The organism is Streptomyces sp. NBC_00414 (genome assembly GCF_036038375.1).
Classification (GTDB): domain Bacteria; phylum Actinomycetota; class Actinomycetes; order Streptomycetales; family Streptomycetaceae; genus Streptomyces.
This window is the reverse complement of record NZ_CP107935.1, coordinates 2186956-2213064: the sequence shown is the minus strand read 5'-3', so window position 1 is coordinate 2213064 and position 26109 is coordinate 2186956. Positions and strand designations below refer to the sequence as shown.

General features: G+C 69.4%; 17 protein-coding genes and 1 tRNA gene. 10 read left to right on the top strand and 8 right to left on the bottom strand.

Translation table 11 applies throughout. The annotated features are described in order from the left end of the window. Position 1: 1 nt before the first annotated feature. The 3 genes from eboE (at position 2) to OHS59_RS09495 (ending at position 4027) form a co-directional block, all read left to right on the top strand. The gene (gene eboE, locus OHS59_RS09505; RefSeq protein ID WP_328492941.1) at positions 2-1171 is read left to right on the top strand and encodes a metabolite traffic protein EboE; all 1170 of its coding nucleotides are present in this window, start codon (positions 2-4) and stop codon (positions 1169-1171) included. Positions 1172-1221: 50 nt separating this feature from the next. Next, complete coding sequence (locus OHS59_RS09500) at positions 1222-2628, top strand: nucleotide pyrophosphatase/phosphodiesterase family protein (RefSeq protein WP_328499141.1); 1407 nt, start codon at positions 1222-1224, stop codon at positions 2626-2628. 223 nt (positions 2629-2851) lie between these two features. Beyond that, positions 2852-4027, top strand: a complete 1176-nt coding sequence (locus tag OHS59_RS09495) for a sugar phosphate isomerase/epimerase family protein (protein ID WP_328492940.1) — start codon at positions 2852-2854, stop codon at positions 4025-4027. Between the two features lie 181 nt (positions 4028-4208). Here OHS59_RS09495 and OHS59_RS09490 read toward each other — a convergent pair whose 3' ends face one another. From OHS59_RS09490 to OHS59_RS09475, 4 genes are all read right to left on the bottom strand, one after another. Beyond that, the gene (locus OHS59_RS09490; protein WP_328492939.1) at positions 4209-5597 is read right to left on the bottom strand and encodes an OFA family MFS transporter; all 1389 of its coding nucleotides are present in this window, start codon (positions 5595-5597) and stop codon (positions 4209-4211) included. A 227-nt stretch (positions 5598-5824) separates the two neighbouring features. Next, entirely contained in the window at positions 5825-7957 is a 2133-nt protein-coding gene (locus tag OHS59_RS09485) for an acetate--CoA ligase family protein (protein WP_328492938.1), read from the bottom strand. A 3-nt stretch (positions 7958-7960) separates the two neighbouring features. After that, entirely contained in the window at positions 7961-9244 is a 1284-nt protein-coding gene (frc, locus tag OHS59_RS09480; RefSeq protein WP_443061409.1) for a formyl-CoA transferase, read from the bottom strand. Position 9245: 1 nt separating this feature from the next. Then, positions 9246-10931: a thiamine pyrophosphate-binding protein gene (locus OHS59_RS09475; protein ID WP_328492936.1), complete on the bottom strand. Its 1686-nt coding sequence runs from the start codon at positions 10929-10931 to the stop codon at positions 9246-9248. A gap of 187 nt (positions 10932-11118) precedes the next feature. On the opposite strand from OHS59_RS09475, the gene sucC reads away from it, so the two are divergent. The 4 genes from sucC (at position 11119) to OHS59_RS09455 (ending at position 15147) form a co-directional block, all read left to right on the top strand. Further along, complete coding sequence (gene sucC, locus OHS59_RS09470; RefSeq protein ID WP_328492935.1) at positions 11119-12249, top strand: ADP-forming succinate--CoA ligase subunit beta; 1131 nt, start codon at positions 11119-11121, stop codon at positions 12247-12249. 11 nt (positions 12250-12260) lie between these two features. Further along, complete coding sequence (sucD, locus tag OHS59_RS09465; protein ID WP_328492934.1) at positions 12261-13160, top strand: succinate--CoA ligase subunit alpha; 900 nt, start codon at positions 12261-12263, stop codon at positions 13158-13160. Positions 13161-13332: 172 nt separating this feature from the next. Beyond that, positions 13333-14886, top strand: a complete 1554-nt coding sequence (locus OHS59_RS09460; protein WP_328492933.1) for an aldehyde dehydrogenase family protein — start codon at positions 13333-13335, stop codon at positions 14884-14886. Between the two features lie 176 nt (positions 14887-15062). Further along, positions 15063-15147 (top strand) — tRNA-Leu (locus OHS59_RS09455). Positions 15148-15338: 191 nt separating this feature from the next. Here OHS59_RS09455 and OHS59_RS09450 read toward each other — a convergent pair. The 3 genes from OHS59_RS09450 to OHS59_RS09440 form a co-directional block, all read right to left on the bottom strand. Beyond that, the gene (locus OHS59_RS09450) at positions 15339-16781 is read right to left on the bottom strand and encodes a hypothetical protein (RefSeq protein ID WP_328492932.1); all 1443 of its coding nucleotides are present in this window, start codon (positions 16779-16781) and stop codon (positions 15339-15341) included. A gap of 99 nt (positions 16782-16880) precedes the next feature. Continuing rightward, positions 16881-18161 (bottom strand): CU044_5270 family protein, encoded by a 1281-nt coding sequence (locus tag OHS59_RS09445; RefSeq protein WP_328492931.1) that lies wholly within the window; start codon positions 18159-18161, stop codon positions 16881-16883. Beyond that, a complete protein-coding gene (locus OHS59_RS09440; protein WP_328492930.1) occupies positions 18158-18808 on the bottom strand; it encodes an RNA polymerase sigma factor in 651 nt (216 codons plus the stop codon). The genes OHS59_RS09445 and OHS59_RS09440 overlap by 4 nt, the downstream gene beginning before the upstream one ends. Before the next feature lie 716 nt (positions 18809-19524). Here OHS59_RS09440 and OHS59_RS09435 point away from each other — a divergent pair. From OHS59_RS09435 to OHS59_RS09425, 3 genes are all read left to right on the top strand, one after another. Further along, positions 19525-21162, top strand: coding sequence for a serine/threonine-protein kinase (locus tag OHS59_RS09435; RefSeq protein WP_328492929.1), 1638 nt, complete (start codon positions 19525-19527; stop codon positions 21160-21162). A gap of 61 nt (positions 21163-21223) precedes the next feature. After that, the gene (locus OHS59_RS09430; RefSeq protein ID WP_328492928.1) at positions 21224-22066 is read left to right on the top strand and encodes an N-formylglutamate amidohydrolase; all 843 of its coding nucleotides are present in this window, start codon (positions 21224-21226) and stop codon (positions 22064-22066) included. A 278-nt stretch (positions 22067-22344) separates the two neighbouring features. Beyond that, complete coding sequence (locus OHS59_RS09425) at positions 22345-22740, top strand: hypothetical protein (protein ID WP_328492927.1); 396 nt, start codon at positions 22345-22347, stop codon at positions 22738-22740. A 25-nt stretch (positions 22741-22765) separates the two neighbouring features. On the opposite strand, the gene OHS59_RS09420 is transcribed toward OHS59_RS09425, so the two are convergent. Continuing rightward, positions 22766-26080: a type ISP restriction/modification enzyme gene (locus tag OHS59_RS09420; RefSeq protein WP_328492926.1), complete on the bottom strand. Its 3315-nt coding sequence runs from the start codon at positions 26078-26080 to the stop codon at positions 22766-22768. Positions 26081-26109 lie beyond the last annotated feature (29 nt).

The following is a 26109-nucleotide window of genomic DNA, read 5'->3' as shown; positions in this document are numbered from 1 at the left end:
CATGCGCTTCCGGCACCCCGACGGCTCCACCGTCCACCTCGCCTACTGCACCAACGTCCACCCGGCCGAGACCCTCGCCGGGGTCCGCGCCCAGCTCCGCGACCACTGCGAACCCGTGCGCAAGCGGCTCGGCCGCGACCGGCTGGGCATCGGCCTGTGGCTCGCCAAGGACGCCGCCCACGCCCTCGTCACCGACCCGTCCGCCCTGCGCGGCCTGCGCACGGAACTCGACGGCCGAGGCCTCGAAGTCGTCACCCTCAACGGCTTCCCGTACGAGGGATTCGGCGCCGAGGAGGTCAAGTACCGCGTCTACAAGCCGGACTGGGCCGACCCCGAGCGGCTCGACCACACGACGGCCCTCGCCCGTGTGCTCGCCGGACTCCTGCCCGACGACGTCACCGAGGGCACCATCTCCACGCTCCCACTGGCCTGGCGCACCGTGTACGACGACGACCGCGCCGCCGTGGCACACAAGGCCCTGCGCACGCTCGCCGAACGCCTCGACGCGCTGGAGGAGCTGACCGGACGCTCCATCCGCGTCGGCCTGGAGCCGGAACCCGGCTGCACCGTCGAGACCACGGCCGACGCCATCGCCCCGCTCGCCGCCATCGGCCGTGACCGCATCGGCATCTGCGTCGACACCTGCCACCTCGCCACCTCCTTCGAAGATCCGCACACCGCCCTGGACCGGCTGGCCGCCGCCGGCGTCCCCGTCGTCAAGTCCCAGCTGTCGGCCGCCCTGCACGCCGAACACCCCCACCTCCCCGAAGTCCGCGAGGCACTCGCCGCTTTCGACGAACCCCGCTTCCTGCACCAGACCCGCACCCTCACCGCCGCAGGGCTCCGAGGCACCGACGACCTCGGCGAAGCCCTCAAGGAGGACGCGCTGCCCGACGCCTCCCCGTGGCGCGCCCACTTCCACGTACCGCTGCACGCGGCCCCCGCCGCACCCCTCACCTCCACACTGCCCGTACTCAAGGACACCCTGGCCCGGCTGGTGGGCGGCCCGCACCCGCTCACCCGCCACCTGGAGGTCGAGACCTACACCTGGCAGGCACTCCCGCCGGAGCTGCGCCCCCGCGCCCGGTCCCAGCTCGCCGACGGCATCGCCGCCGAACTCACCCTCGCCCGCGACCTGTTGGCGGACCTCGGCCTGAAGGAGCTGCCGTGAACACCCATGAGATTCCGGCCGAGCCCTCGGCCGAGCCCTCAGCCGAGACCCTGACGGAGCCGGCCACCGCCGCGCGCCCGTCGTCCCCCACCCCGCTCCTCGTCCTGGACGTCGTCGGCCTCACCCCCCGTCTCCTCGACCACATGCCACACCTCAAGTCCCTCGCCCAGTCCGGCTCACGGGCCCACCTCGGGACCGTTCTGCCCGCCGTCACCTGCGCCGCCCAGTCCACGTTCCTGACCGGCGCCCACCCCTCCGAGCACGGCATCGTCGGCAACGGTTGGTACTTCCGCGACCTCGGCGACGTCCTCCTGTGGCGCCAGCACAACGGCCTGGTGTCCGGCGACAAGATCTGGGACGCCGCCCGGCGCGTCCACCCCGGCTACACGGTCGCCAACATCTGCTGGTGGTACGCCATGGGCGCCGACACCGACATCACCATCACCCCCCGTCCGGTCTACTACGCCGACGGCCGCAAGGAACCCGACTGCTACACCCGGCCCCCGGCCCTGCACGACGAACTCACCGAAAAATTCGGCACGTTCCCGCTCTTCCACTTCTGGGGTCCCGGCGCCGACCTCGTCTCCAGCCAGTGGATCATCGACGCCACCCGGCACGTCATCGCCACCCGGCACCCTGAGCTGACCCTCTGCTACCTCCCTCATCTCGACTACGACCTGCAGCGCTTCGGCCCCGACGACCCGCGCTCCCTGAAGGCGGCCGCCGACCTGGACGCCGCCATGGCCCCACTGCTCGACGACGCCCGCGCGGAGGGCCGTACGGTCGTCGCCCTGTCCGAGTACGGCATCACCCGCGCGGACCGCCCCGTCGACATCAACCGCGCACTGCGCCGCGCCGGACTCCTTGAGGTGCACACCCAGGACGGCATGGAGTACCTCGACCCGATGACCTCACGGGCCTTCGCCGTCGCCGACCACCAGATCGCCCATGTCTACGTCCGCCGACCCGAGGACATGGAGGCAACCAGGGCCGCGCTCGCCGACCTGCCCGGCATCGAGCAACTCCTCGACGACGAGGGCAAGAAGACCCATCACCTCGACCATCCCCGCTCCGGCGAACTCGTCGCCGTCGCGGAGCCGGACGCCTGGTTCACGTACTACTACTGGCTCGACGACGCCCGCGCGCCCGACTTCGCGCAGCTCGTCGAGATCCATCGCAAACCCGGCTACGACCCGGTCGAGCTCTTCATGGATCCGCTCGACCCGTACGTCAAGGTCAAGGCTGCGGGCGCGCTGGCCCGCAAGAAGCTCGGCATGCGCTACCGCATGGCGGTCGTGCCCCTCGATCCCTCACCTATCCGAGGCAGCCACGGCCGCCTCCCGCTGAGCGACGACGAAGGTCCGCTCATCATCTGCTCCACCCCCCGCGCTGTCGGCGACCGCGTCGCGGCCACCGATGTGAAATCCCTGTTGCTCGACCTGGCCGGCCTCGGGTGACAACACCCGGGAAGGACCGGACGGGCGAACACGAAAAGTGAAACACAAGGCACCGACAGTGTGTTCGGCCTGTGGAAAACCGGCATACGCCTCCATGTCCGCCGTGGTCAGAGGCCTGCCACCACAGCTGGACACCACCCCGCACACAGCTGGACACACCACCCCGCGCACAGCGGGACACCACCCCGCACACGGCTGGACACCTAACCGAAAGAGAGACACCGTGACCGCGTTCAACGACGAATCCGGATCCGGCGACGCCCTGCGTCGCGCGCTCGGCGTCAACCGCCGCCGTTTCCTCAGCACCTGCACCGCCGTCGCCGCCGGGGCGGTCGCCGCCCCGGTGCTGGGTGCCGCACCCGCCCTGGCCCAGGACCGGGGCAGAGGCCACGACCACGACCACGGTCACGGCCGCGGCCACGTCCTCGTTCCGCCGGGCAAGCGCGGCATCATCCTCTACACCGTCCGCGACGCCACGGCCCGCGACCCGCTCGCCTCGGACCTGCCCTCCGGCTTCCGCGAGGTGTTCAAGCAACTGGCCCGCCACGGATACCGCCAGGTGGAGTTCGCCGGCTACAACCAGCACGCCAACGCGCCCGGCGGCGCCAGCCTGGAGTCCGTCGCAGGCGCCAAGCTGCTGCGCTCGTGGCTCGACGACTACGGGCTGCGCGCCCAGGGCAACCACGGCTTCATACCGTCCTCCTGGCCGCTGACCAGCGCCGACGTGGACACCTTCAAGAAGCACCTGGAGATCGCCAACATCCTGGGCATGGACCACATGGGCACCGGCGGCGACCCCACCGGCAGCTCCTACCCGGCCGACTGGGACGTGGCGGCCGACAAGTGGAACGCGCTGGGCAGGATCGCCCGCCGCGAGGGCATCAAGCTCTACACGCACAACCACGACTCCGCCTACGGCTTCCTGCTGGACGGGGGTCCGCTGGACGCCCAGGGCCGGCCCACCCGCAGCTCCGGCATTCGCAAGCTGGAGTACTTCCTGAAGGTCACCGACCCGAAGCTGGTCTGGCTGGAGATGGACATCTTCTGGGCGCACGTGGCCCAGTACAAGTTCCACACCTACACCGCCCACGACGGCTCCACCCGCGAGAAGGTCTTCGACCCGGCGGGGCTCGTCGCCCGCCACAACAAGCGCTACCCGCTGTTCCACGCCAAGGACGGTGTCGTGAGCACCACCAACGGCATGGGCTACGACATGGTGCCCTTCGGAACAGGGGTCATCGACTACACCACGTTCTTCTCGCGGGTCGGGGAGCGGAACTACCACAACCCGATGGTCGAGGACGACAACTCGCCCAGCGCCACCGACCCCGCGCAGTCGCTGCGCGAGGCCAAGATCAGTTACGACAACCTGGCAGCCCTGCGCTCGAAGCGCCACTGAGCCCGGACGCACCGCGGGCGGTCCTCCCCACACGCTGTGGGGAGGACCGCCGTCGTTCTCGTTGTTCTCGTTGTTCTGTTCGTTCTGTTCGTTCTGTTCGTTCTCGTCGTTCTCAAAGACCTGAAGCGGATGGTGGGGGTTCTAGAAGGTCGGGGACGGATGCGGCGTCGCGGGCACCCGGTCAGGCCATCTCCTCGCCGATCGGGTGCGGGTTGGGTACGACGTGCTTGGCGTTGGGCCGGCCGGGAGCGCGGAGGAAGAGCGCAAGGACCGCGGAGCCGAGGCCGATGCTGCCGGCCAGTGCGAAGGCGCCCCCGTATCCCCAGGCGCTGACGACGACGGCTCCCACGCCGGAGCCGACGAGACCCGAGATGAGCTTGGAGCTGTAGACCATGCCGTAGTTGGAGGCGTTGTTGTTCTCACCGAAGTAGTCCGCGGTCATCGCCGCGAACAGCGGGAAGATCGCGCCGCCGCCGAAGCCTGAGATCATCGAGCAGACCAGGAAGAACGGCATCGAGCCGACGTTCCCGGAGAAGAACACGCCGAACTGCGAGCAGCCGAGCACGACACAGACGATGACGAGGGTGTTCCGGCGGCCGTAGCGGTCCGAGATCCAGCCGATGACACCTCGTCCGGTGCCGTTCACGATGGCCTTGAGCGACATGGCGGTGGCCACGATGCCGCCGGCGAACCCCATCTCCTTTCCGAACGGGACCTGCATGGCGATGCCGAAGATGTTGATGCCGGCCGTGCACAGCAGACAGAACCACATCATCCACAGCACGGGTGTCCTGGCGGCCTCCCGCGGTGTGTACTGCTTGACCGCAGGCGGGTTCTTCGCCAGTGCCCGTACGACCCGCGGGTCGGTCGACGTCTTCAGCGGGTCGACGTTCGCCGGCCACCAGTTCTTCGGCGGGTCCTTGAAGAACCAGCCGGCGAACGCGACGACCGTGCAGCAGATCACGCCGACGAAGACCAGGACGGTCTCGTAGTTGGACAGGTCCATGTACGAGGTGAACAGGAACACGAAGGGCACGGAGCCGTAGGCGAAACCGCCGTTGACCATGCCGGTCTTGCCGCCCTTGCGCTCCGGATACCACTTGCCGACCATGTTCACGCAGGTCGCGTAGACGAGGCCGGCGCCGATGCCGCTGAACATGCCGAAGCCTATGTAGGCGACGATCACATGTGGTGCGTACGCCAGCGAGAGATAGCCCAGGAGTGTGCCGCACGCGCCGAGCATCATGGCGTACCGCGCGGGCAGCCTTCCGCTCTCGCGCAGCTGGCCCGCCGGGAAGGCCACGGCCGCCTGGAAGAAGATCCAGACGCCCATCAGCCAGAAGATGTGCCCACTGTTCCAGAGGTGGGCCTCGTGCAGGGTGTCCTCGGCGGAGGTGAACGCGTACTCCGAAGAGCTGATGCCGAGCATGCCCATCCAGGGGAAGAGCACCATGGTCCAGCGTGGTCGGCCCATGATGTCCCGGTCGGTCTCACCGATCCGGTACAGGCGGCCGTTGCGGTCCGTCACCTCCCTGTAGGGGACGGGTGTGGTGAAGTCGGTGGTTGTCATGTCTCGTAGCACCCCTTGCGTCGAAAGATCTGGCCAGCGCCCCCTGTCCAATGCCTTTCGTGTGCGCACGGGTCCCGGGGCGGGCCGACGCGCACCGTCGGCCCGCCCCTTCGCCGGGTCAGGTCATGAACCGCCCCCCAACAGCCCCGCCGCCCGGGCCCAGCGGGCTGCGGCCCGCCCGGGGGACAACCCCCGGTCCCCCGGCCGGTCCGCCGCTCGACTCCGCGTCACAGCAGCCCCGCCGCCCGCGCCCAGCGGTACTTCGCACCGAGCACCGCCACCGGCTTCTCGGTCGTGTACGGGTAGGCCACGACCCCGTGCTCGAAGAGGTACTGGCAGGCCTCCTCGACCTCGACGTCGCCCGCGAGCGACGCCACGACGGGCTTCTCGATCCCGCGCTCCCTGAATTCGGCCACCACGCGCGCGGTGAGCTCGGCGAAGACCATGGGAGGGGTCACGATGGTGTGCCAGTAGCCGAGGACCAGCGAGTGGATCCGCGGGTCCTCGAGACCGAGCCTGATCGTCGCCTCGTACGTCGACGGGGGCTCGCCGCCCGTGATGTCCACCGGGTTGCCGGCGGCCCCGAAGGGCGGGATGAACTTCCGGAAGGACGCGTCCAGATCCGGTGGGATCTCCATCAGGGAGAGGCCGTTGTCGGTCACCGCGTCGGACAGCAGTACGCCACTGCCGCCGGCGCCCGTGATGATCACGATGTTGTCGCCCTGCGGAGTCGGCAGCACCGGCAACGCGCGCGCGTACTCCAGCATTTCGTTCAGGCCGGGCGCCCTGATGACGCCGGCCTGCTTCAGGATGTCCTCGTACACGGCGTCGTCGCCCGCGAGGGCGCCCGTGTGCGAGCCCGCGGCCCTGGCCCCGGCCGCCGTACGGCCCGCCTTCAGGACGACCACCGGCTTCTTGGGGACGGTCGCCCGCGCGGCCTCCACGAAGGCGCGACCGTCCTTGAGGTCCTCCAGGTGCATGGCGATGCACTTGGTGTTGGGATCCTCGCCGAACCAGGTCAGCAGGTCGTCCTCGTCGAGGTCCGACTTGTTGCCGAGCCCCACGATCGCGGAAACACCCGTCTTCGTAGTGCGCGCGAAGCCCAGGATGGCCATCCCTATGCCACCGGACTGGGACGTGAGCGCGACGCCGCCCTTCACGTCGTACGGCGTGCAGAACGTGGCGCACAGGTCCTGCCACGTCGAGTAGTAACCGTAGATGTTCGGCCCGAGCAGCCGGACGCCGTACCGCTCGCCGATGGCCACGATCTCGTCCTGCAGCTCGTGCTCACCGGTCTCCGCGAACCCGGAGGGGATCAGCACGGCGTTGGCGATCCCCTTGCGTCCCACCTCCTCCAGGGCCGAGGCCACGAACTTGGCGGGGATAGCGAAGACCGCCACATCCACCTCACCGGGAACGTCGGTGACACTCTTGTACGCCTTGCGGCCGAGAATGTCATCGGCCTTGGGGTTCACCGGATGGATCTCCCCGGAGAAACCGCCGTCGATGAGGTTGCGCATGACCGAATTGCCGATCTTGCCCTGCTCGTTGGAGGCGCCGATCACGGCCACCGACGACGGCTGCATCAGCCGGCGCATCGAGGTGAGGATCTCCTCGCGGCCGTACTTGCGGCGGGGCTTCGGCACCGACTCGGCGAGGATGACCCGGATGTCCGCGGCCACCGCGCCCTCCGGGGTGGCGATCACCGGGTTCAGGTCCACCTCGGCGATCTCGGGGAAGTCCGAGACCAGTTCGGAGACCCGGCGGATCTGCTCGGCGATCGCCCACCGGTCCACCGCGGGCGCGCCCCGGACCCCGCGCAGGATCTCCGCGGCCCGGATCGAGTCCAGCATCGACAGCGCCTCGTCCGGATCGACGGGCGCCAGCCGGAAGGTGACGTCCTTCAAAACCTCGACCAGCACACCGCCGAGACCGAACGCCACGACCTTCCCGAACGTCGGATCGGTCACCGCGCCGACGATCACCTCCTGCCCCTGAGGGAGCAGTTCCTGCACCTGTACGCCCTCGATGCGGGCCTGGGAGTCGTAGGCCCGGGCATTCTCGATGATCTTGTGGAAGGCGGCGCGTACGTCCGCCGCACCCTCCACTCCGACGATCACACCGCCCGCGTCGGTCTTGTGCAGGATGTCCGGGGAGACGATCTTCATCACGACGGGGCTGCCGAAGCGTGCCGCGTACGCGACCGCCTCGTCGACGTCGGTCGCCAGTTCCTCACCGGGGACGGCGATCGCGTACGCGTCGGCGACCACCTTGCCCTCGGGTGCGGTCAGCGCCGTCCGTCCTGACGCCCGCACGGCGTCGAGGAGCGCACGCACCCTCAGCACCCGGTCTTCGGCCATCAATCAGATCACTCCGTTCGACTTGAGCAGGCGCAGCTCCTCGTCACCGAGCCCGAGCTCGCCGACGTACACCTCTTCGTTGTGCTCGCCGAGCAGCGGCGAACTGGTCACGTCCACGGGGGAGTCGGAGAGCTTCAGCGGGCTGCCCACGGTCACGAAGTCGCCCCGCTCGGGGTGCGGCACCGTCACGACCATCTCGTTGGCGACCAGCGACTCGTCCTCGATGATCTCCTTGGTGGAGAGGATCGGGCCGCACGGGATGTTGTGGGCGTTGAGCTGCTCCAGCACCTGCCACTTGGGGAGCGTGGCCGACCACTCCTCGATCAGCTGGAACATCTTGGTGAGCTGGGGCAGGCGTGCCTCCGGGGTCGCCCACTCGGGGTCGTCCGCCAGCTCCGGCCGGCCGATCAGCTCGGAGAGCGGCTTCCAGCCGACGGGCTGCACGATGACGTACACGTAGTCGTTGGGGCCGCCCGGCGCGCACTTGACGGCCCAGCCGGGCTGGCCTCCGCCGGACGCGTTTCCGGACCTGGGAACTTCGTCGCCGAAGTCGTCGTTGGGATATTCAGCCAGCGGCCCATGCCCGAGGCGCTGCTGGTCCCGCAGTTTCACCCGGCACAGATTCAGCACCGCGTGCTGCATCGCCACGTTCACGCGCTGCCCGCGCCCCGTGTTCTCCCGCTGGAACAGAGCGGCGAGGATCGCCGCCACCGCGTGGATGCCCGTGCCCGAGTCACCGATCTGGGCTCCCGTCGCCAGCGGCGGCCCGTCCTCGAAGCCGGTGGTCGACATCGACCCGCCCATGGCCTGAGCGACGACCTCGTACGCCTTGAACTTGGTGTACGGGCCGTCCCCGAACCCCTTGATGGAGGCATAGACGATCCGCGGATTGATCTCCTGGATGCGGTCCCAGGTGAAGCCCATGCGGTCGACCGCGCCCGGTCCGAAGTTCTCGACCATGACGTCGGAGCGCCGGATCAGCTCGGTGAGGATCTCCTTGCCGCGCTCGGTCTTGGTGTTGAGGGTGATGCTCCGCTTGTTGCAGTTGAGCATCGTGAAGTAGAGGGAGTCGACGTCCGGGAGGTCGCGCAGCTGCTTGCGCGTGATGTCCCCGGTCGGCGCCTCCAGTTTGACGACGTCCGCGCCGAGCCAGGCGAGCAGCTGGGTGGCGGAGGGACCGGACTGGACGTGCGTCATGTCGAGGACACGGACGCCTTCGAGCGCCTTGGCCGAGGCCGGCGTCGCCGCCGTGGGGATCGTCGCTGTCGTTGTGGTCAACGGTTCCACCTCACTTGTACATCGTCTGGTTCATGGTTCCGGGGGCGTACGCGTCCGGGTCGACCCAGACGTTGATGAGCGACGGCTTGCCCGACTCACGGGCGCGCTGGAGGGCCGGGCCGATGTCGGCGGGGTCGCGGACCTCCTCGCCGTAACCGCCCAGCATCTGGGCGAACTTGTCGTAGTGGACGTCGCCGAGGGTGTTGCCGACCCGCTCGCGCTCCAGGCCGTACTTGGCGGCCTGGCCGTAGCGGATCTGGTTCATGGAGGAGTTGTTGCCGACGATGCCGACGAAGGGGAGGTCGTAGCGGACGAGGGTCTCGAAGTCCCAGCCGGTCAGGGAGAAGGCGCCGTCCCCGAAGAGGGCCACGACCTCCTTGTCGGGCCGTGCCTTCTTGGCGGCCAGCACGAAGGGGATGCCGACCCCGAGCGTGCCGAGCGGGCCCGGGTCCATCCAGTGCCCGGGTGACTTGGGCTGCACGACCTGCCCGGAGAAGGTGACGATGTCGCCGCCGTCCCCGATGTAGATGGAGTCCTCGGTCAGGAAGTCGTTGATCTCGCTGACCAGCCGGTACGGGTGGATCGGCGAGGCGTCGGACTTCAGGCTCGGCAGCCGCTTCTCGATGGCGGTCTGCTCGGCGGCGCGCAGTTCGTCGAGCCACTCCTTGCGCTTCGACGCGCCCCCGTTCAGGCGCCCGGAGGCGGCCTCGGCGACCGATTTCAGGACGAGCCCCGGGTCCCCGACGATGCCGAGGTCGATGTCCCGGTTCTTGCCGACGGTCCGGTAGTCGAGGTCGATCTGTACGACGGTCGCGCTCTGCGACAGCCGCTTGCCGTAGCCCATGCGGAAGTCGAAGGGGGTGCCGACGATGACGATGACGTCGGCGTTGGAGAAGGCGTACCGGCGCGAGAGCTGGAAGTGGTGCGGGTCGCCGGGCGGCAGGGTGCCGCGTCCGGCGCCGTTCATGTAGGCGGGGATGTTGAGGGTGCGTACGAGGTCGATGGCGGACTCGGTGCCTCGGGTCGTCCACACCTGGCTGCCCAGCAGGATCGCCGGTTTCTCGGCGTGCACGAGGAGGTCGGCGAGCTTCTCGATGGCCTCGGGGTCACCGGCCGAGCGGGTCGAGGCCCGGTACTGGCCTGCGGCGGGGACACGGGCCTTCTCCACCGGCACCTTGGCGTCCAGGACATCGCGCGGGATCTCCAGGAAGGACGGCCCCGGCGCCCCGTGGTAGCACTCGCGGAACGCCATGGACACCATGTCGGCGGCCCGCGCGGTGTCCGGCACGGTCGCCGCGAACTTGGTGATCGGCGTCATCATGTCGACGTGCGGCAGGTCCTGCAGCGACCCCATCTTGTGCTGCGTATGGGCGCCCTGGCCGCCGATCAGCAGCATCGGGGACTCCGCGCGGAAGGCGTTGGCGACGCCCGTCACCGCGTCGGTCGTGCCGGGACCGGCGGTGACGACGGCGCAGCCGGGCTTGCCGGTGATGCGTGCGTAACCGTCGGCGGCGTGGGCGGCGACCTGCTCGTGGCGTACGTCGACGACCTCGATGCCTTCGTCGACGCAGCCGTCGTAGATGTCGATGATGTGGCCGCCGCAGAGCGTGTAGATGACCTCCACGCCCTCCGCTTTGAGTGCCTTGGCGACCAGGTGCCCACCGGATATGAGGTTCTGGCTGTTGTCGTCGGGCATGGCGAAGTCCTGTCCCTTCGTAGGGGATTGGGCGCGCGGAAGCGCAGCTCATACGTGGTGCGCGCACTGTTCGTGGATGCCGTCGCGGTACATTGCATACAGTCGACGAATACTGTATGAAGCTTGTTATCCCGCATCCAGTGAGTGGTGTCCAGGGGGCGTGCGGCACTTTTAAGAGGGAGCCGAGATGGACCTGTTCGAGCACCAGGCAAGGGAACTCTTCGAAGAACACGGCATCTTGGTGCCGAGGGCGGAGGTCACCGACTCACCCAAAGAGGCACGTGAGATCGCCCGCGGGCTGGGTGGCCGCGTCGTCGTCAAGGCGCAGGTGAAGACCGGTGGACGGGGCAAAGCGGGCGGCGTGAAACTGGCCGCCGACCCGGCCGCCGCCGAACTGACGGCACGCCAGATCCTCGGCATGGACATCAAGGGCCACACCGTCGGAAAGGTGATGCTGGCCCAGCCGGTGGACATCGAGAGCGAGTTCTACGTCAGTTACGTACTCGACCGCGCGGCCGGCCGCTTCCTCGCGATCGCCTCGGCCGAGGGTGGCATGGACATCGAGGAGGTCGCCGCCACCCGCCCGGACGCGGTGGCCCGGATCCACATCGACCCGGCGGAAGGTGTCACCTCGGCGAAGGCCGCCGAGATCGCCGAAGCCGCGGGGCTGCCCCCGCAGACCGTCGACGTCCTCGTCAGGCTCTGGGACGTACTCGTCCGCGAGGACGCCGTACTCGTCGAGGTCAACCCCCTCGTCCGTACGGCGCAGGGGCAGATCCTCGCACTCGACGGCAAGGTCACCCTCGACGACAACGCCCGCTTCCGGCAGGCGCGTTGGGGCAGGCAGGAGACGGCGCACGACGAACCGCTGGAGGCGGCCGCCGCGGCCAAGGGCCTCAACTACGTGAAGCTGGAAGGCGAGGTCGGCATCATCGGCAACGGCGCCGGCCTCGTCATGTCGACCCTCGACGTGGTCGCCGGCTGCGGCGCGCGCCCCGCCAACTTCCTCGACATCGGCGGCGGCGCCTCCGCCCAGATCATGGCCGACGGCCTCTCCGTCATCCTCTCCGACCCGGCCGTCAAGTCGGTCTTCGTCAACGTCTTCGGCGGCATCACCGCCTGCGACGCGGTCGCCGACGGCATCGTGCAGGCCCTGGACGCGGTCCAGTTGACCAAACCACTGGTCGTACGCCTCGACGGCAACAGCGCCGTACGCGGCCGCGCGATTCTCGACGACCGCGCGCACCCCATGGTCCAGCAGTCCACCACCATGGACGGTGCGGCGCGTCGTGCCGCCCAGTTCGCCAACGCCGGCTGAAGGAGAAGGACATGGCCATCTACCTCACCAAGGAGAGCAAGGTCCTCGTCCAGGGCATGACCGGCGGCGAGGGCATGAAGCACACCCGGCGCATGCTCGCCGCGGGCACCGACGTCGTCGGCGGCGTCAACCCGCGCAAGGCGGGCCGGAGCGTCGACTTCGACGACCGCGCCGTCCCCGTCTTCGGCTCCGTACGCGAAGGCATCGAGGCGACCGGCGCCGACGTCAGTGTCGTGTTCGTCCCACCGGCCTTCGCCAAGGCGGCGGTTGTCGAAGCCGCCGACGCCGGTATCGGCCTCGCGGTGGTCATCACGGAGGGCATCCCGGTCCACGACTCGGTCGCCTTCACCACGTACGCGAAGGCCAAGGGCACCCGGATCGTCGGCCCCAACTGCCCGGGCCTGATCACCCCCGGCCAGTCCAACGCGGGCATCATCCCCGCCGACATCACCAAGCCCGGCCGTATCGGCCTGGTCTCCAAGTCGGGCACGCTCACCTACCAACTCATGTACGAGCTGCGGGACATAGGCTTCTCGACCTGCGTCGGCATCGGCGGTGACCCCGTCGTCGGCACCACCCACATCGACTGCCTGGCCGCCTTCCAGGACGACCCCGACACCGAACTCATCGTCCTCATAGGGGAGATCGGCGGCGACGCCGAGGAACGCGCGGCCGCGTACGTCCGCGACCACGTCACCAAACCCGTCATCGGATACATCGCAGGATTCACCGCCCCCGAGGGCAAGACGATGGGCCACGCCGGTGCCATCGTCTCCGGCTCGTCCGGCACCGCCCAGGCCAAGAAGGAAGCCCTGGAGGCGGCCGGCGTTCAGGTGGGCGGCACCCCGACCGAGACGGCCCGGCTGGTGCTGGCCCGGCTCGAAACGGAACGTGATGTCACTCATAGTTGACATGACGTCACTTACGGATGCCGCGGCGCGTCGCTAGCGTCGCCGGTACGACGTCCCGGTGCCCGGCACCGGTACGAGGTCCCGGTGCCGGGCGCGCACCTTCAGCGCCCGCGTACGCGGGACCAGCCATGAACGACCGCCCCCGACTGTGCACCGAGAGCGGAGCAACCGAATGGCACCCACCCTCACATCCACCCTCACCCTCAAGGCCCACACCTCGTGGACCGACGCCTGGCAGCGCTGTCTCGCCGTGGCCCCCGAGGCCTTCCGGGAGGACCGCGTCCTCAACCTCTGGGGCGCCGCCTGGCGGGCCGACGGCCGGGCGCTGCCCGCCACCAGCCCCGTCGACGGCAGCCCCATCGCGGGCCCGCCGCGACTGGACGGCGCCACGGCCCACCAGGCCGTCCGCGCCGCCCTCGACCACCACCGCGCCTGGCGGCACGTACCCCTCGAAGAACGCCGGGCCCGCGTCGCGGCCACCCTCGACGCCCTCACCCAACACCGGGAACTGCTCGCGCTACTCCTCGTCTGGGAGATCGGCAAGCCCTGGCGGCTCGCGCAGGCCGACGTCGACCGCGCCATCGACGGCGTGCGCTGGTACGTCGACGGAATCGAACCCATGCTCGCGGACCGGACCCCGCTGGACGGACCCGTGTCCAACATCGCGAGCTGGAACTACCCGATGAGCGTGCTCGTTCACGCAATGCTGGTACAGGCACTGGTAGGCAACGCGGTCATCGCCAAGACCCCGACCGACGGCGGCGTCGCATGCCTCACCCTGGCCTGCGCACTCGCCGCCCGCGAGGGGATACCCGTCACCCTCGTCAGCGGCAGCGGCGGCGAACTGTCCGAGGCGCTCGTGCGCGCGCCCGAGATCGGCTGCGTCTCCTTCGTCGGCGGCCGCGACACGGGCGCCGCGGTGGCCACGGCCGTCGCCGACCTCGGCAAGCGACACGTACTGGAACAGGAGGGACTGAACACCTGGGGCATCTGGAACCACACCGACTGGGACGCGCTGACGGCCGTCATCCCGAAACTCTTCGACTACGGCAAGCAGCGCTGCACGGCCTACCCGCGCTTCGTCGTCCAGCGTGAGCTGTTCGACGAGTTCCTCGCCGCGTACCTCCCGGCGGTCGACACCCTCCGCGTCGGCCACCCGCTGGCCGTCGAGCACCCCGACGACCTGTTTCCGAAGCTGGACTTCGGGCCGGTGATCAACGCGGCCAAGGCGAAGGAACTGCACGACCAGGTCGCCGAGGCGATCGACCGCGGCGCCGTCCCGCTGCACCGCGGCAAGCTCGCCGACGCCCGCTTCCTGCCGGGCCAGGACACCTCGGCGTACGTCCAGCCGGTCACGATCCTGAACCCGCCCCCGTCCTCCCCGCTGCACCACGCGGAACCCTTCGGCCCGGTCGACACCATCGTCCTGGTCGACACGGAGGCGGAACTGCTGGCCGCGATGAACGCGTCGAACGGCGCGCTGGTCGCGACCCTGTCCACGGACGACGAGGCCACGTACAACCGCCTGGCCCCGCAGATCCGCGCCTTCAAGGTCGGCCACGGAAAACCCCGCTCCCGGGGCGACCGCGACGAACTGTTCGGCGGCTTCGGCGCGTCCTGGCGCGGCGCGTTCGTGGGCGGCGAACTGCTGGTGCGCGCGGTCACGCACGGGCCGGCGGGGGAGCGGCTGCCGGGGAACTTCCCGGAGTACCACCTGATGCCGTGACCGGGTCCACCGCCGCGTAGTTTTCCGGTCACCTCGCGTGACGCCGTGGAGCGTCGTCCGCGCCCCGTGCGGTACCCCGCCGGGGCGCGGAAACGCAGGTGAAAGCCACTCCGAAAGCTTGGTATTGTTGTCCATGTCGCCGCGGGGAACACCCCCGTCCAGGCGGCAGACACCTAGTCCGGGTGGCGGAATGGCAGACGCGCTAGCTTGAGGTGCTAGTGCCCTTTATCGGGCGTGGGGGTTCAAGTCCCCCCTCGGACACAGAGTGGAAAAAGCACCGCAAATTGTGCGGGTCGAGCCTGGTCTCGGCCCGCACAAGCTGTTTTCGGGGTCGCACGGCACTCCCACCGACACCCCTGTCCGGACACGCGTGTCCGGACAGGGGTGTCCGGACTTGCCAGTCCTGACACGTGCGTCAGGACTCGTGCGTCTCGTGCGTCAGGACTCGTGCGTCAGCGGATGCCGCGCCAGGCCAGCAGGCCGCACGCGCCCGCCGGGCTGTCGCACGCGGCGTTGCCCGCGGCCAGTACCGCGCGGGAGCCGGGAACGCCCTCGATGTCGAAGACCGTGCTGCCCTCGCTCGTCGAGGTGAGTTCCGCCGGAAGCTCCTCGTCGGTCCAGGTGGCGCCGTCCCAGCGGGAGAACACCGTGTGAGCACTGCCCTGCGGGCGCCAGCCCGCGACCCACACACCCCCCGAGCCGTCCGAACCCGCGGCGTTCACCTCGTCGATGCCGGGGGCGGGAATCTGCCGCCAGGTACGGCCGTCCCAGCGCGTGGAGAGCAGTCCGCTCGGGACCTGCGGATCGTTGGTCTTGCCGAGCACGTGAACCGTCCCGCGCCCGGTCGACACGATGTGGTTGGCCACCCAGCCGGGGCCGTACTCGTAGGGGACGGGGACGGCGTCCACCGTCCAGTGTCGGCCGTCGAAGTGGTACAGCAGGGGCGTGGCGACGCCGTCCGCCTCGGTCAGGGCGCTGACCCAGATGTCGTCGGGGCCGGTGCCGGTGATGCTGAAGGGCTGCACCGCCCCGCCGTCCGGCGCCTGCGGCAGTGCCGTACGGCTCCACCTGCGGCCGTCCCAGTGCTCCAGGTGCCCGGCGTACGCCTTGTCCGGGTCGTCGGGGTCCGCCGCCGGATTCCAGTCCAGGGTGGTCAGCCACACGGAGTCCGCGCTCACCGACTTCAGTTCCAGGACGAAACGGATCGCGCCGTCGGCGGGTGCCGGACGCGGCACCGGCTTCCAGCGGGTGCCGTCCCAGTGCTGGAGCACGATCGGGTCGGCGGCCTCGGGCAGCGCGGAGCCCTCGCGGAGCCGGTCGGCCAGACTGTCCGGCAGCCGGGCCAGGAGCGAGCCCGGCAGACGGCCCGTTCTGCGGGCCTCCGGCACCCGGGCGATGGCTGAGGCGACCGCGCCGACTTCGACGTCGGTGTACGTTCCGGCAGCCCAGACGTCGTCCGGACCCGAGGCGGCCACTGCCTCCAACTGCGCGGGTCTGCCCCCGGTCCCCGCCGGTCGGACATCGCTCCACCGGGTGCCGTCCCAGTGCTTGGCCACCGGATCCGTGACCCAGGACTCGTCCGTCTTCCGTCCGACCGCCCACGCGTCGGTCCGACCCGTCGCGGTGACGTCGTAGAAGTCGGTCGACTCGGCCCCGGACAGCGGCAGTGCCAGTTTCCAGGGGGTCTTCGAGAGGGAGGCCTGCTGCCCGGAAGGTGCGGGTGCGGGTGCGGCTGCCGGTGCCGGTGCCGGTGCCGGTGTCTGAGGCTGTGCTTGTGCGGCGTACGGCGCGAGCGCGATGGCGCAGGCCGTGAGGGCGGTGGCCACGCGGGCGGTGGCCACGCTGGCGGCGGGTAACGCGAACCGCCGCACGCCACGGGGTACTGGTGTTGTCATCTTCTCCTGTGCTCCTACTGGATCCTGTGTCCTGGGTGGAGGCTGTTCCGCGGCAGCCGGAGGGCCTTCCACGGCACCGCGTCACCGCATCGCACGTGCTCAGCGCTGAGCGTTCTCCGGCACCGTGATCTGGTGCTCGCCCCAGCCCATCCGGGTCGTCGCCGAGTAGTTCACCGTCGTGCCCGCGTCGAGACCCGCTTCCTCAGCCCTGGCAGACGGTTCGACCAGCAGGAGTTGCTCGCAGAGCATCTCGCCGGTGGACTCGTCGACGACCAGCCGTTCCTCGACGCCGCCCAGCGCTGTCCGTGCCGTGCCGGGGAAGGTGAAACCGACGCCCTCGCGACCCAGCGGATCGGTGACACGCCCCAGACCCCGGACGCCGGGCAGTTCCGCCATCACCCGGTACGCGGCCGCCCGGACGGCGGGTTCGACCGGCATCGTGATCAGGCCGGCCGCCTGCCGCAGTACGTACGCCGTGCGGCCGACGCCGGTGTCGGCGCCGCTGTCCTGCGCGTACAGCCGCTCCAGCTCCCGACGCAACTCCCCACTGTCGGAGGGCAGTTCACGCAGGTCCTGGTACGTGACGTTCCGCGGGCCGATGGCGTAGATCTTGTCGTCGGCGTCCGTCCGCATGACCATCGGCTGCCGGGTTCCCATCGTGTAACCCAGCGTGCCGCCCTCCTCGTTGCCCGGGACCTCGGCCTGCATCGTCCTGGGTGAGCCGGCGGCCCGCCAGCGTGCCTCGTCCGCCTTGCTCCGGGGCTCGGTCACGCCTTCCAGGCCGGAGACCATCAGACTCCGGGTGCCCGGACGCACACCCACCGACCACTCGTCGGTCGACGTGGTGCGCACGGCGAGGAACTGCCCGTCGTCTCCCGCGTCCTTCGCGTCTCCCGCCGCGCTGACGACGTTCACGTTCTCCGAGCGCGTGGTGGTCTGCCAGTACGTACCCTCGGCGGCCGACGTCTCCGCCTTCTTCGCCACGCTGAGCAGTTCGAGGCGGCCGTCGACGCGGACATCACCCTGGCCGTCCGACGTCGACGAACCCGGCCCGGCGGAAGCGGACGAGGACTGCGGGGCCGCGCCCGCGCGCACGCCCGAAGAGTCCCGGTCGAGCGTGCTCACGACCACCGCGGACGCCGCCACCGCGGTGAGGGCGACCACGGCCCCGAGCGGCCTGATCCCGCCCCGGAGCCGGAACAGCCCAGGTACCCGCGAGCGTCCCGCGCGGCTGTCCGTCGCTCCGGCCAGGATGAGTGCCAGGTCCTCGCGCTGTCGCGGAGAGCCCGCCAGCCTGGACGGGTCCAGCTCGTCGGGCCGGGCGCCCGCGAGCACCTTCATGACGTCAGGCCGCCCGGACCGTTCCTGGGTGTTCTTCATGTGAGTGCTCCTTTGCGATCTGTGCGGCGCGGGGCCTGTACGAGGGGTGCGGTGCCCGTGCCTTGCGGGGACTCCGGGCCCTGCGGGGACACGGGTGCCGGTGCGGGCGCCGCCTCCGGTGCAGGTGCCGTATCCGTATCCGCATCTGCCAGGTACGCCGGTTCCAGGGCTCTCTCCAGACGGCGGCGGGCCCGGTGCAGCCGGACGGTCAGCGTCGCGGTGGTACAGCCCAGGACCCGTGCGGCCTGTTTGGTGCTCAGCCCGTGCCAGGCGATCAGCGTCAGCAGTTCCCGGTCGGCGTCGGACAGACCCGCCAGGGCGTGCAACGCGGCTGCCCGGTCGGTCACGTCCGCCGCGACGTCGCCGACATCGGCCCGGGCACCGCTGCCGATACGCCCTGCCTCCTCGGCGGCGAGCGTGTACTGGTGGCTGTCCCGGCGACGCATCTCGCGCACCAGATTGCGGGCCACTCCCAGCAGCCAGGGCAGCGCGGGCTGCGGTATGTCCCGCACCCGCCGCCAGGCCACGGTGAACGTCTCGCTGGTGATGTCCTCTCCTACCTGCCGTCCCACCAAGCTGGTGGTGTAGGCGAGGACGCGCGGATAGCACTCCTCGTAGATGTCCCGGAAGCGTTGGGCATGGGTCACGCGCCGTCCCCTCTTGTCGGCTCTCTCACCAAGCAATGCGCGCAGAGGCCCACTTCTTACAGGGGGATCCGAAATTCACGCGACACACCTGAGCGGGGCACACGGAAGCGGGACACGCGGCAGCCGGACACACGGAAGCGGGGGCCCGGCGTACCGGGCCCCGCGCGCGGCACATGCCGCCGTGCACCGTCCAGTTCTGTCCGGACACTCCCCAGTGCTGCCCGGGCAGAATCTTCGCCGTGCGGGTGGAACAGTGGCCGCTCCCGGCAGTCCGGAAGCCCCGGAATCCGCTCGTCGCCGACACCACCGCTGATGCGGACCACCGGCAGCCGGACCGGCTCGTCGGCCCCAGGTCCGTGCCCCCAGCTTGACGGGCGGTGCGGCGGACGGGCAACCGTTTCAGTGCAGGCTTAAAACCGCAGGTCGCGAGGGTGAAGACAGAGATTTGCGGCGGCCCGCCCGCAGACTTCGTACACCCGGACCGCGCCGGGACCGTGGTCGGACCGCGCCCGGGCCTGTTGTCGACCCCCGCCGCCCGGTCCGGCCCTGGTGCGGCCACCGTCCGGCCCCGGGTCGGCTCCGGGCCGGCTCCGGGCCGGTCTTCTTCGCTCAGCCGTCGTCGCGACGTCAGTTCCCACCGCTATGCTCGCCGGTGTTCGAGTGGTACATGGGGCCGGTGGCAAGGAAGCCATCGGGAGGGGCGTGAGGCGGGCGTGTTGTCCGGCAGTGATGATCAGCAGGGTGCGGCGTACGCGGCACGGGGCGCCGGGCGTCTGATCGCCGGTCGTTACCGGCTGACCGACCAGCTCGGCAGAGGCGGCATGGGCACCGTCTGGCGGGCCCACGACCAGCTGCTCGCACGGGACGTCGCGGCCAAGGAGCTGCACGTCTTCACCCAGGGCGACGAGGACCACCGTGTGTGGCTGCGCCGTGCCGTGCGGGAGGCGCGGGTGGTGGCCCGGGTGCCGCACCCGCACGTCGTCGGAGTCCACGACCTCGTCGAGTACGAGGACCGGCTGTGGATCGTCATGGAGCTCATCGACGGCCCCTCGCTCGCCCAACTCATCGCACAGGAAGGCCCGTTGGCGCCCACGCGGGTCGCCGCGCTGGGCGCGCAACTGCTCGGCGCGCTGGATGCCGTGCACGCCGCCGGAGCCCTGCACCGGGACGTCAAACCGGCCAACGTCCTGCTGCGCCGCGACGGCAGCGCGGTCCTGACCGACTTCGGCATCGCTGTCCTGGACGACGGTGAGGCGTTCACCAACTCCGGCGAGTTCGCGGGCTCCGTCGAGTACATGGCGCCCGAACGCATCAACGGCGGTGAGGTCGGCCCCGCTTCGGACCTGTGGTCGCTGGCCGCGACGCTCGTCACCGCCGCCACCGGCGCGTCGCCCTTCCGCCGCCCCGCGCACGCGGCCACTCTGCACGCCGTGGCGTACGAACAACCCAATCTGACGGCGCAGTTGGGTCCACTGCTCCCGGCCGTCGAGGCACTGCTGCGCAAGGCGCCCGAGGAACGGCCCTCCATCCCCGACGCGACGACCGCCTTGCGGCACGCCGCCGAGGGGCTCGCGGCGGACCCGAGGTCGTTGCCGTCGGCCACCGTCCGGGTCGCGATCCCGGCAGGCGTCTCCCTCGCGGACGCGGAGACCCGCACCCGTCAGCACATCCCTTGGACGGAGCCGGCGTCGCCCACGTCGCGGTACGACGCCGAGACCGCGTCCGCGCTGATGAGAAGGGACGAGGAACGGCGTGACAGACGGGTCCTGGGCCTGGTGGCCTCCTCGGTCGCCCTCGTCTTCGCCGGCACCGGTATAGGTCTCTTCCTCGCCGGAGTCCCGCCCTTCGACCGGGCCGCGCAAGCCGAGGCGTCGGACAGCAAGGGCCGGGGAAGCGGCGCCGGAACCTCCCAGCCGGCCGGTACGCCCCTGCCCGCGACGCCCGTCGTCAACGAGTCGGTGGTCCATGGCACCGAGGGCTGGCAGCGGGTCACCGACACGCTCATCCAGTCCGGCGACACGGTCACCGTCCGTTTCACGTCGGGGCAGTGGACCGTGGACGACCCCGAGATGCCGCTGACAGGGCCGGAAGGCTACGACGCCGAGACCGACAAGTCGCTGGACTTCGCGGCGGCGGACTGCAAGGTCAACGGGTCGGCCCCCTTCGGCGCGCTGCTCGGACGTTTCACCGAGGCCGGGGAGGGCGAGGAGAGCCACATCGTGGGGAAGCAGTGGACCTTCGAGGCGGCGGCCGGGGGCACACTGGAACTGCGCATCAACGACGGCGACGAGGGCTGCATCAGCGACAACTCGGGCGACCTCTCCGTGACGGTGACCGTCGCCAAGGGCGCCTGAACGAGCCCTGATCGATCCGATCGATCCGATCCTCCGATCGACCTGATGGAAAGGCGCCTGAGTGAACGCCCCTTCGGCTCCCTACCGACTCGTACCGGGTGCCCCCGCGTCGCCGGTCATCCTCCACGTGCCGCACTCCTCGCGGACCGTTCCCGAGGGCGTCCGTGGTGGGATCATCCTCGACCACACCGCGCTGGAACGGGAGTTGGACCACATCACCGACTCGCACACCGCCCGCATCGCCGAGGAGGCCGCCGCCCGGCTCGCCCCGAAGCCCTGGCAGTTCGTCAACCAACTGTCCCGGCTGGTCGTCGACCCCGAACGCTTCCCGGACGAACGGGAGGAGATGCGGGCCGTCGGCATGGGAGCCGTCTACACACGCACCACGCACGGCGAGCCACTCCGACGGGGCGACCACCTGGGCCACCTGGACGCGGCAGCCGAACAGCCGCTCCTGGAAAGCTACTTCCACCCGTACGCCGCCGCCATGACCGAGGCTGTGACCCAGCGTCTGGAGGCTGTCGGGCGAGCCGTGATCATCGACGTGCACTCCTACCCCACGCAGCGCCTGCCGTACGAACTGCACGGCGACGGCCCCAGGCCACCCGTCTGCCTCGGGGCCGACACCTTCCACACCCCGCCCACCCTGCTCGCCCACGCCGAGAAGGCGTTCGCGGGCTTCGGCGGCACGGGCATCAACAGCCCCTTCGCCGGAACGTACGTCCCACTGAAGTACTACGGCACCGACCGACGGGTCAGCGCCCTGATGATCGAGCTCCGCCGAGACATCTACATGACCGAGCCGGGCGGGCCCGCGGGCCCGGGCCTCGACCGGGCGACGGCCGCACTGGCGGAACTGGTCGGCATGGTCAGCGGGGCCCAGGAAGGCAGCGCTCTGCCATGAGATCGGCTTCGTGCTGGACGGGGTCGACATCGGCCGGGACGGATTCCCGCCTCCACCGAGGAGGACGGCAGGAAACCGAAGGCTGTCATCCGACTCGTGCGCGGTCATGCCGAGCTGCGCGCGGCCGTGCAGAGGCTCCTGAAGGCTTCGAAGGAGGGCAGCGACGAACTTGTGCCCTGTACCAGCCCGCGTACCCTCACCATCGCTATGGGCGGCTACCAGGCACGGCCGGGCGCGTGCGTGTGAGGTGCCGATATGCCGTGTGCTAGGCATGGCCCATGCCACTGCCGCACTTCGTTCTCAGTAGATACCAGCAGCAACTGCTGGCCGAGGCGCTGCTGCGTCCTCTACCGGACCCTGTGGACGGGGAAGTCGCTGAAGAGGGACTTCTCGCGCGAGGGCTGGACCCGGATGAGGTTCGAGCGGAGGCGCCGGAGCTGGTCTTTCTGAAGCTTCTCGTCCCAGAGGACGGGCGGCTGTCGGTGACGGATCTCGGAGCGGCGGTGCATTACCGCACTGCGTTCGAAACCGCCGAGGAACGACTGGCTGCGGTGGTGCGGCTGGCGGAGTCGGTTGAAGGGCTCCCACCCCGCTTGATTCGTGCCGTGCGTGGGCTGGCGCAGGGCAGCGTGCAGTATGACGAAGCGGCCGAGGAACTGGAGCAGACCGACTGACCCGGCCGTACGACTCCTGGTCTTCTCAGGCCTCCCCTGGATCGCTCGCGAACAAAGTGTCAGGCGGGTGGTACTTGGCCTTTCGGGCGCCGGCTGAGACAGGCAGGATCCGGGCTTCGGTCAGATCCGCCTGAGTCACTGTTCCGGCTGCCAGCACGCTGCTCAACAATTCCTGCTGGGCTGACGACAGGTCGACCAGGCGTCTCAACACCGAAAGCAACTCGATCAGTTCACTCGTCCACTCCGCGGGCCAGCTCTCGACATGGATATCGTCCAGCGGACTGGTCCTCTTGCTCGTGGGGGAGGCCTTGCGGTAACCGAACCATTTACCGATGACGTTCATTCCACCGACGTCGTACGCCCATACGGGCTCGGGCACCGGAGCGAATGAGCCCTCGCCGATGTGTAGCGTTTGCGACTCGGCGTCGTAGCGCATGGCCTCTGGAACGGTGTGGCCGACGTGCGTCAGGTATTGGACCTGCCGCGGGTCGCCACGGGAAAAGAGGACGTCGTCGGCGGGTCGCCCGGCCGAAGGGTCCGCGCCTTGCTTGCCATAGGTCGAGGCCCACAACACGTCGCGGCCCAGCGCGATGCCCGTCTGCCAGAGTTCACGGTCCCGGGTGAGCGGAAGGCGCACACCTGGCGTCAGGAGCTCGTCGGCGAACTGTTCGGTGAACGCCCCGTGCCCGGTGACGGCGAGTGTGTACGCGGCCAGGTCCTGCACCGTGACCCGCTCCAAACCGAGTAGGCGGGCAAGGTGGGCAAGGAGGCCCGGCGGAGTGTTCGGGGAACCGTCGGGATGGAGCAGGGGCATGATCCGGCCGCCGCGGCCGTTGAAGTGGTGGGTGTCCGGCAGCAGGTGCGTGGCAACGACGGCGGGGCCGGAGTCGATCGCGTGGGACGACTGCTGGTTGAGAAAGATCTGCTTGGGCTGGAGGGATGCCCACAGGTCGGGGCGCGCGTAGTCGAGCACTCGGTTGTCTGCTATCGCGTACTGGCGATCGAAGCTGCGTAGGGAGATGAGTGTGAGGGGCGGAGTGGTGGTCGTTTCCTGGGAGAGAGGAAGTGGGTGACCCGGCCACCCGGGTAAGGGGTCGCTCCGGTTGGTCAGACCACGGTCCCGGGTTTCCTTGAAGAGCTTGGCCTTCTCTGCCAGGTCGGTCTCCCGGACCAGCCGGGCCCACCTGCGGCGAAGGATTTCGGCAGAGGGGGCGGTCACCCACGAGCGGTTCGTTTTCGTTCCGGGGCTGCCCCATGGAAAGAGATCGATGAGTTCGGGGTAGTCCAACCACCCAGAACGGCTCGCCGGTGTGAAGGGCAGCACGTCGTCCTCATGTGTGTCTTGCCAACCCTCGTCGTCCAGACCGATTTCCTTGATCTGACGGAACTTGTCCACCCGTCGCCCCGTAACGGACCGATAGTGAACATGGGCCCGGTGCTGCGGCCCACGGACGGTGTCGGCTTTGCGCACGAAGATGTGGATGGCCAGGGGTTGGGCGACTCCCGGAAAGACGCGCGTCGAGACGGGCGCACGCTGTCCCTCGGGCGAGAGATTGATGATCCAGCCCTCGTCGCAGGTGCGGCGCAGGTACTTGCGCATGCCACGCCCGCCGGGCCCTGTGGCCCACCCCGACGGAGTGATCAGGCAGACCACTCCGTGCCGGTCCTCCGGATGGGCGTCGAACACCTTCCACGTGGCCCAACGCCAGAAATACACGTACATGTTCTTGAGGACGTGTTCGTAGCGGCCGTTGCCCTCGTGTCGGAACGCGTCGAGGGGAGGTGGTTCGTGGCCGGGCACGCGTTTCTCCACCCAGCCTCCGCGGCCTTCCGCCTTGTCGTCGTACGGAGGATTGGTGACGACGGCGGTGACCGGCACATTCGCCTTGATGCGGTTGGCGCGCTTGCGGAAGGTGGAAAGGACTCCGTAGGTGGACGCCAGGTACTCCTCCTCCACGTAGGGGTTTTCGAGGGTGTCCACCACGAGCAGGTTCAAGCCCTCTCGGGGCGGTTGCGCCTTGTAGCGCTTGAGCAGGTCGGAGGCGCGCAGCTCGGCGACCGCGAAAGAGCCCATCTGCAGCTCGAAGCCGAAGAGTCGGGAGGCGAGCCGCGAGATGGCGTCGCGGGCCATGGCGGGGCCGTGCCGGTCGATGGCCTGCTCGGCAACCCGTTCGATGACGGTGTGCAGGAAGGTGCCGGTGCCCATGGCGGGATCGATGATCTGCACCTCGTCCGCCCCGAAGCCGGCCTCTTGGCCGAGACGGGTTCGCAGGACATCCTCGGTGAGGCGGACCATCTCCTCGACGATTTCATGGGGCGTGTAGTACGAGCCGCTCTGCTGGCGTAGAGCCGGGTCGTAGACCGTGAGGAAGTGCTCGTACAGGTGGAGGTAGGCGTCGCGGTTGCCATAGCGGATGGCCGGCCAGTCCACCTCCCCGATGGTGCGGGTCAATAGATCCAGGGTGACCGTGAAGCGCTCGTTGACGTTGTCGGTGAGCAACTGGAGTGCTTTGCCCATCAGGGCATGGTCGGTGTCGAGACGACGGCCGATCGCGTGGAAGGAGCCGGGCGCCAGATCGATGTCCTCGGTACGGGCCAGCAGCAGGGCGAAGGTGACGGTCTGGGCGTAGCCGTCCGCGAACGTGGCGTCATCGGCGGAGGGGAACAGCAGTCGCCGCCAGTCGTTCTTGAGACCGGTGAACGGCCTCGCTCGCATGTCGTCGTCGGATGCGGTGGATCTGGCCTCGAAAGCCAGCTGCTCCAAGACGGCACCACGCAGCAGACGGCACAGCGGAGCGATGTGCTGGACGAGACGCGAGACCTGCGAGAGCCGTGGAGGTTTCCACAGCAGGAACTGTTTGAGCAGGGCGTCGAAGGCGGCCGGGTCGGTGGGTGCGAGCCTGTTGCCGGCGTCCGTGAGGGACCCTTTGAAGAACACCGTCGCGCCGAGTTGCTCGCCGTCGCGGAACAGCCGCCACTCAGTTCCGTTCGAATAGAGCAGGTTGGGCAGATCCCGGAGCTTCTCCCATTGTTCGCGGTTCGCCTTGCCGAAGGTTTCGGGGTCCACCGGCAGCCCCGGTTTCTTCAACTCGATATAGCCGGTGAGGTGGCCACTTGCGCGTACGGCATAGTCGGGGCGAACGCCGAGGCCGGGTATGCGGAATTCATCGTGCCACGTGACCTCGGGCTGTTGATGGTGCTCCCCGACAGTCTGGAGGAGCTGCTCCAGTGGGCTGCGGATGTTCGATTCTTGGCCGCCTCCCCCCGACAGTTTCTGGCGGCACTGACGGCCGAAGACCGACACGGTGGTTCGCAACCAGTCGTACTCGTCTTCTGGCATGTTTCTCCTGGAATGAGAATTGCCCCGCG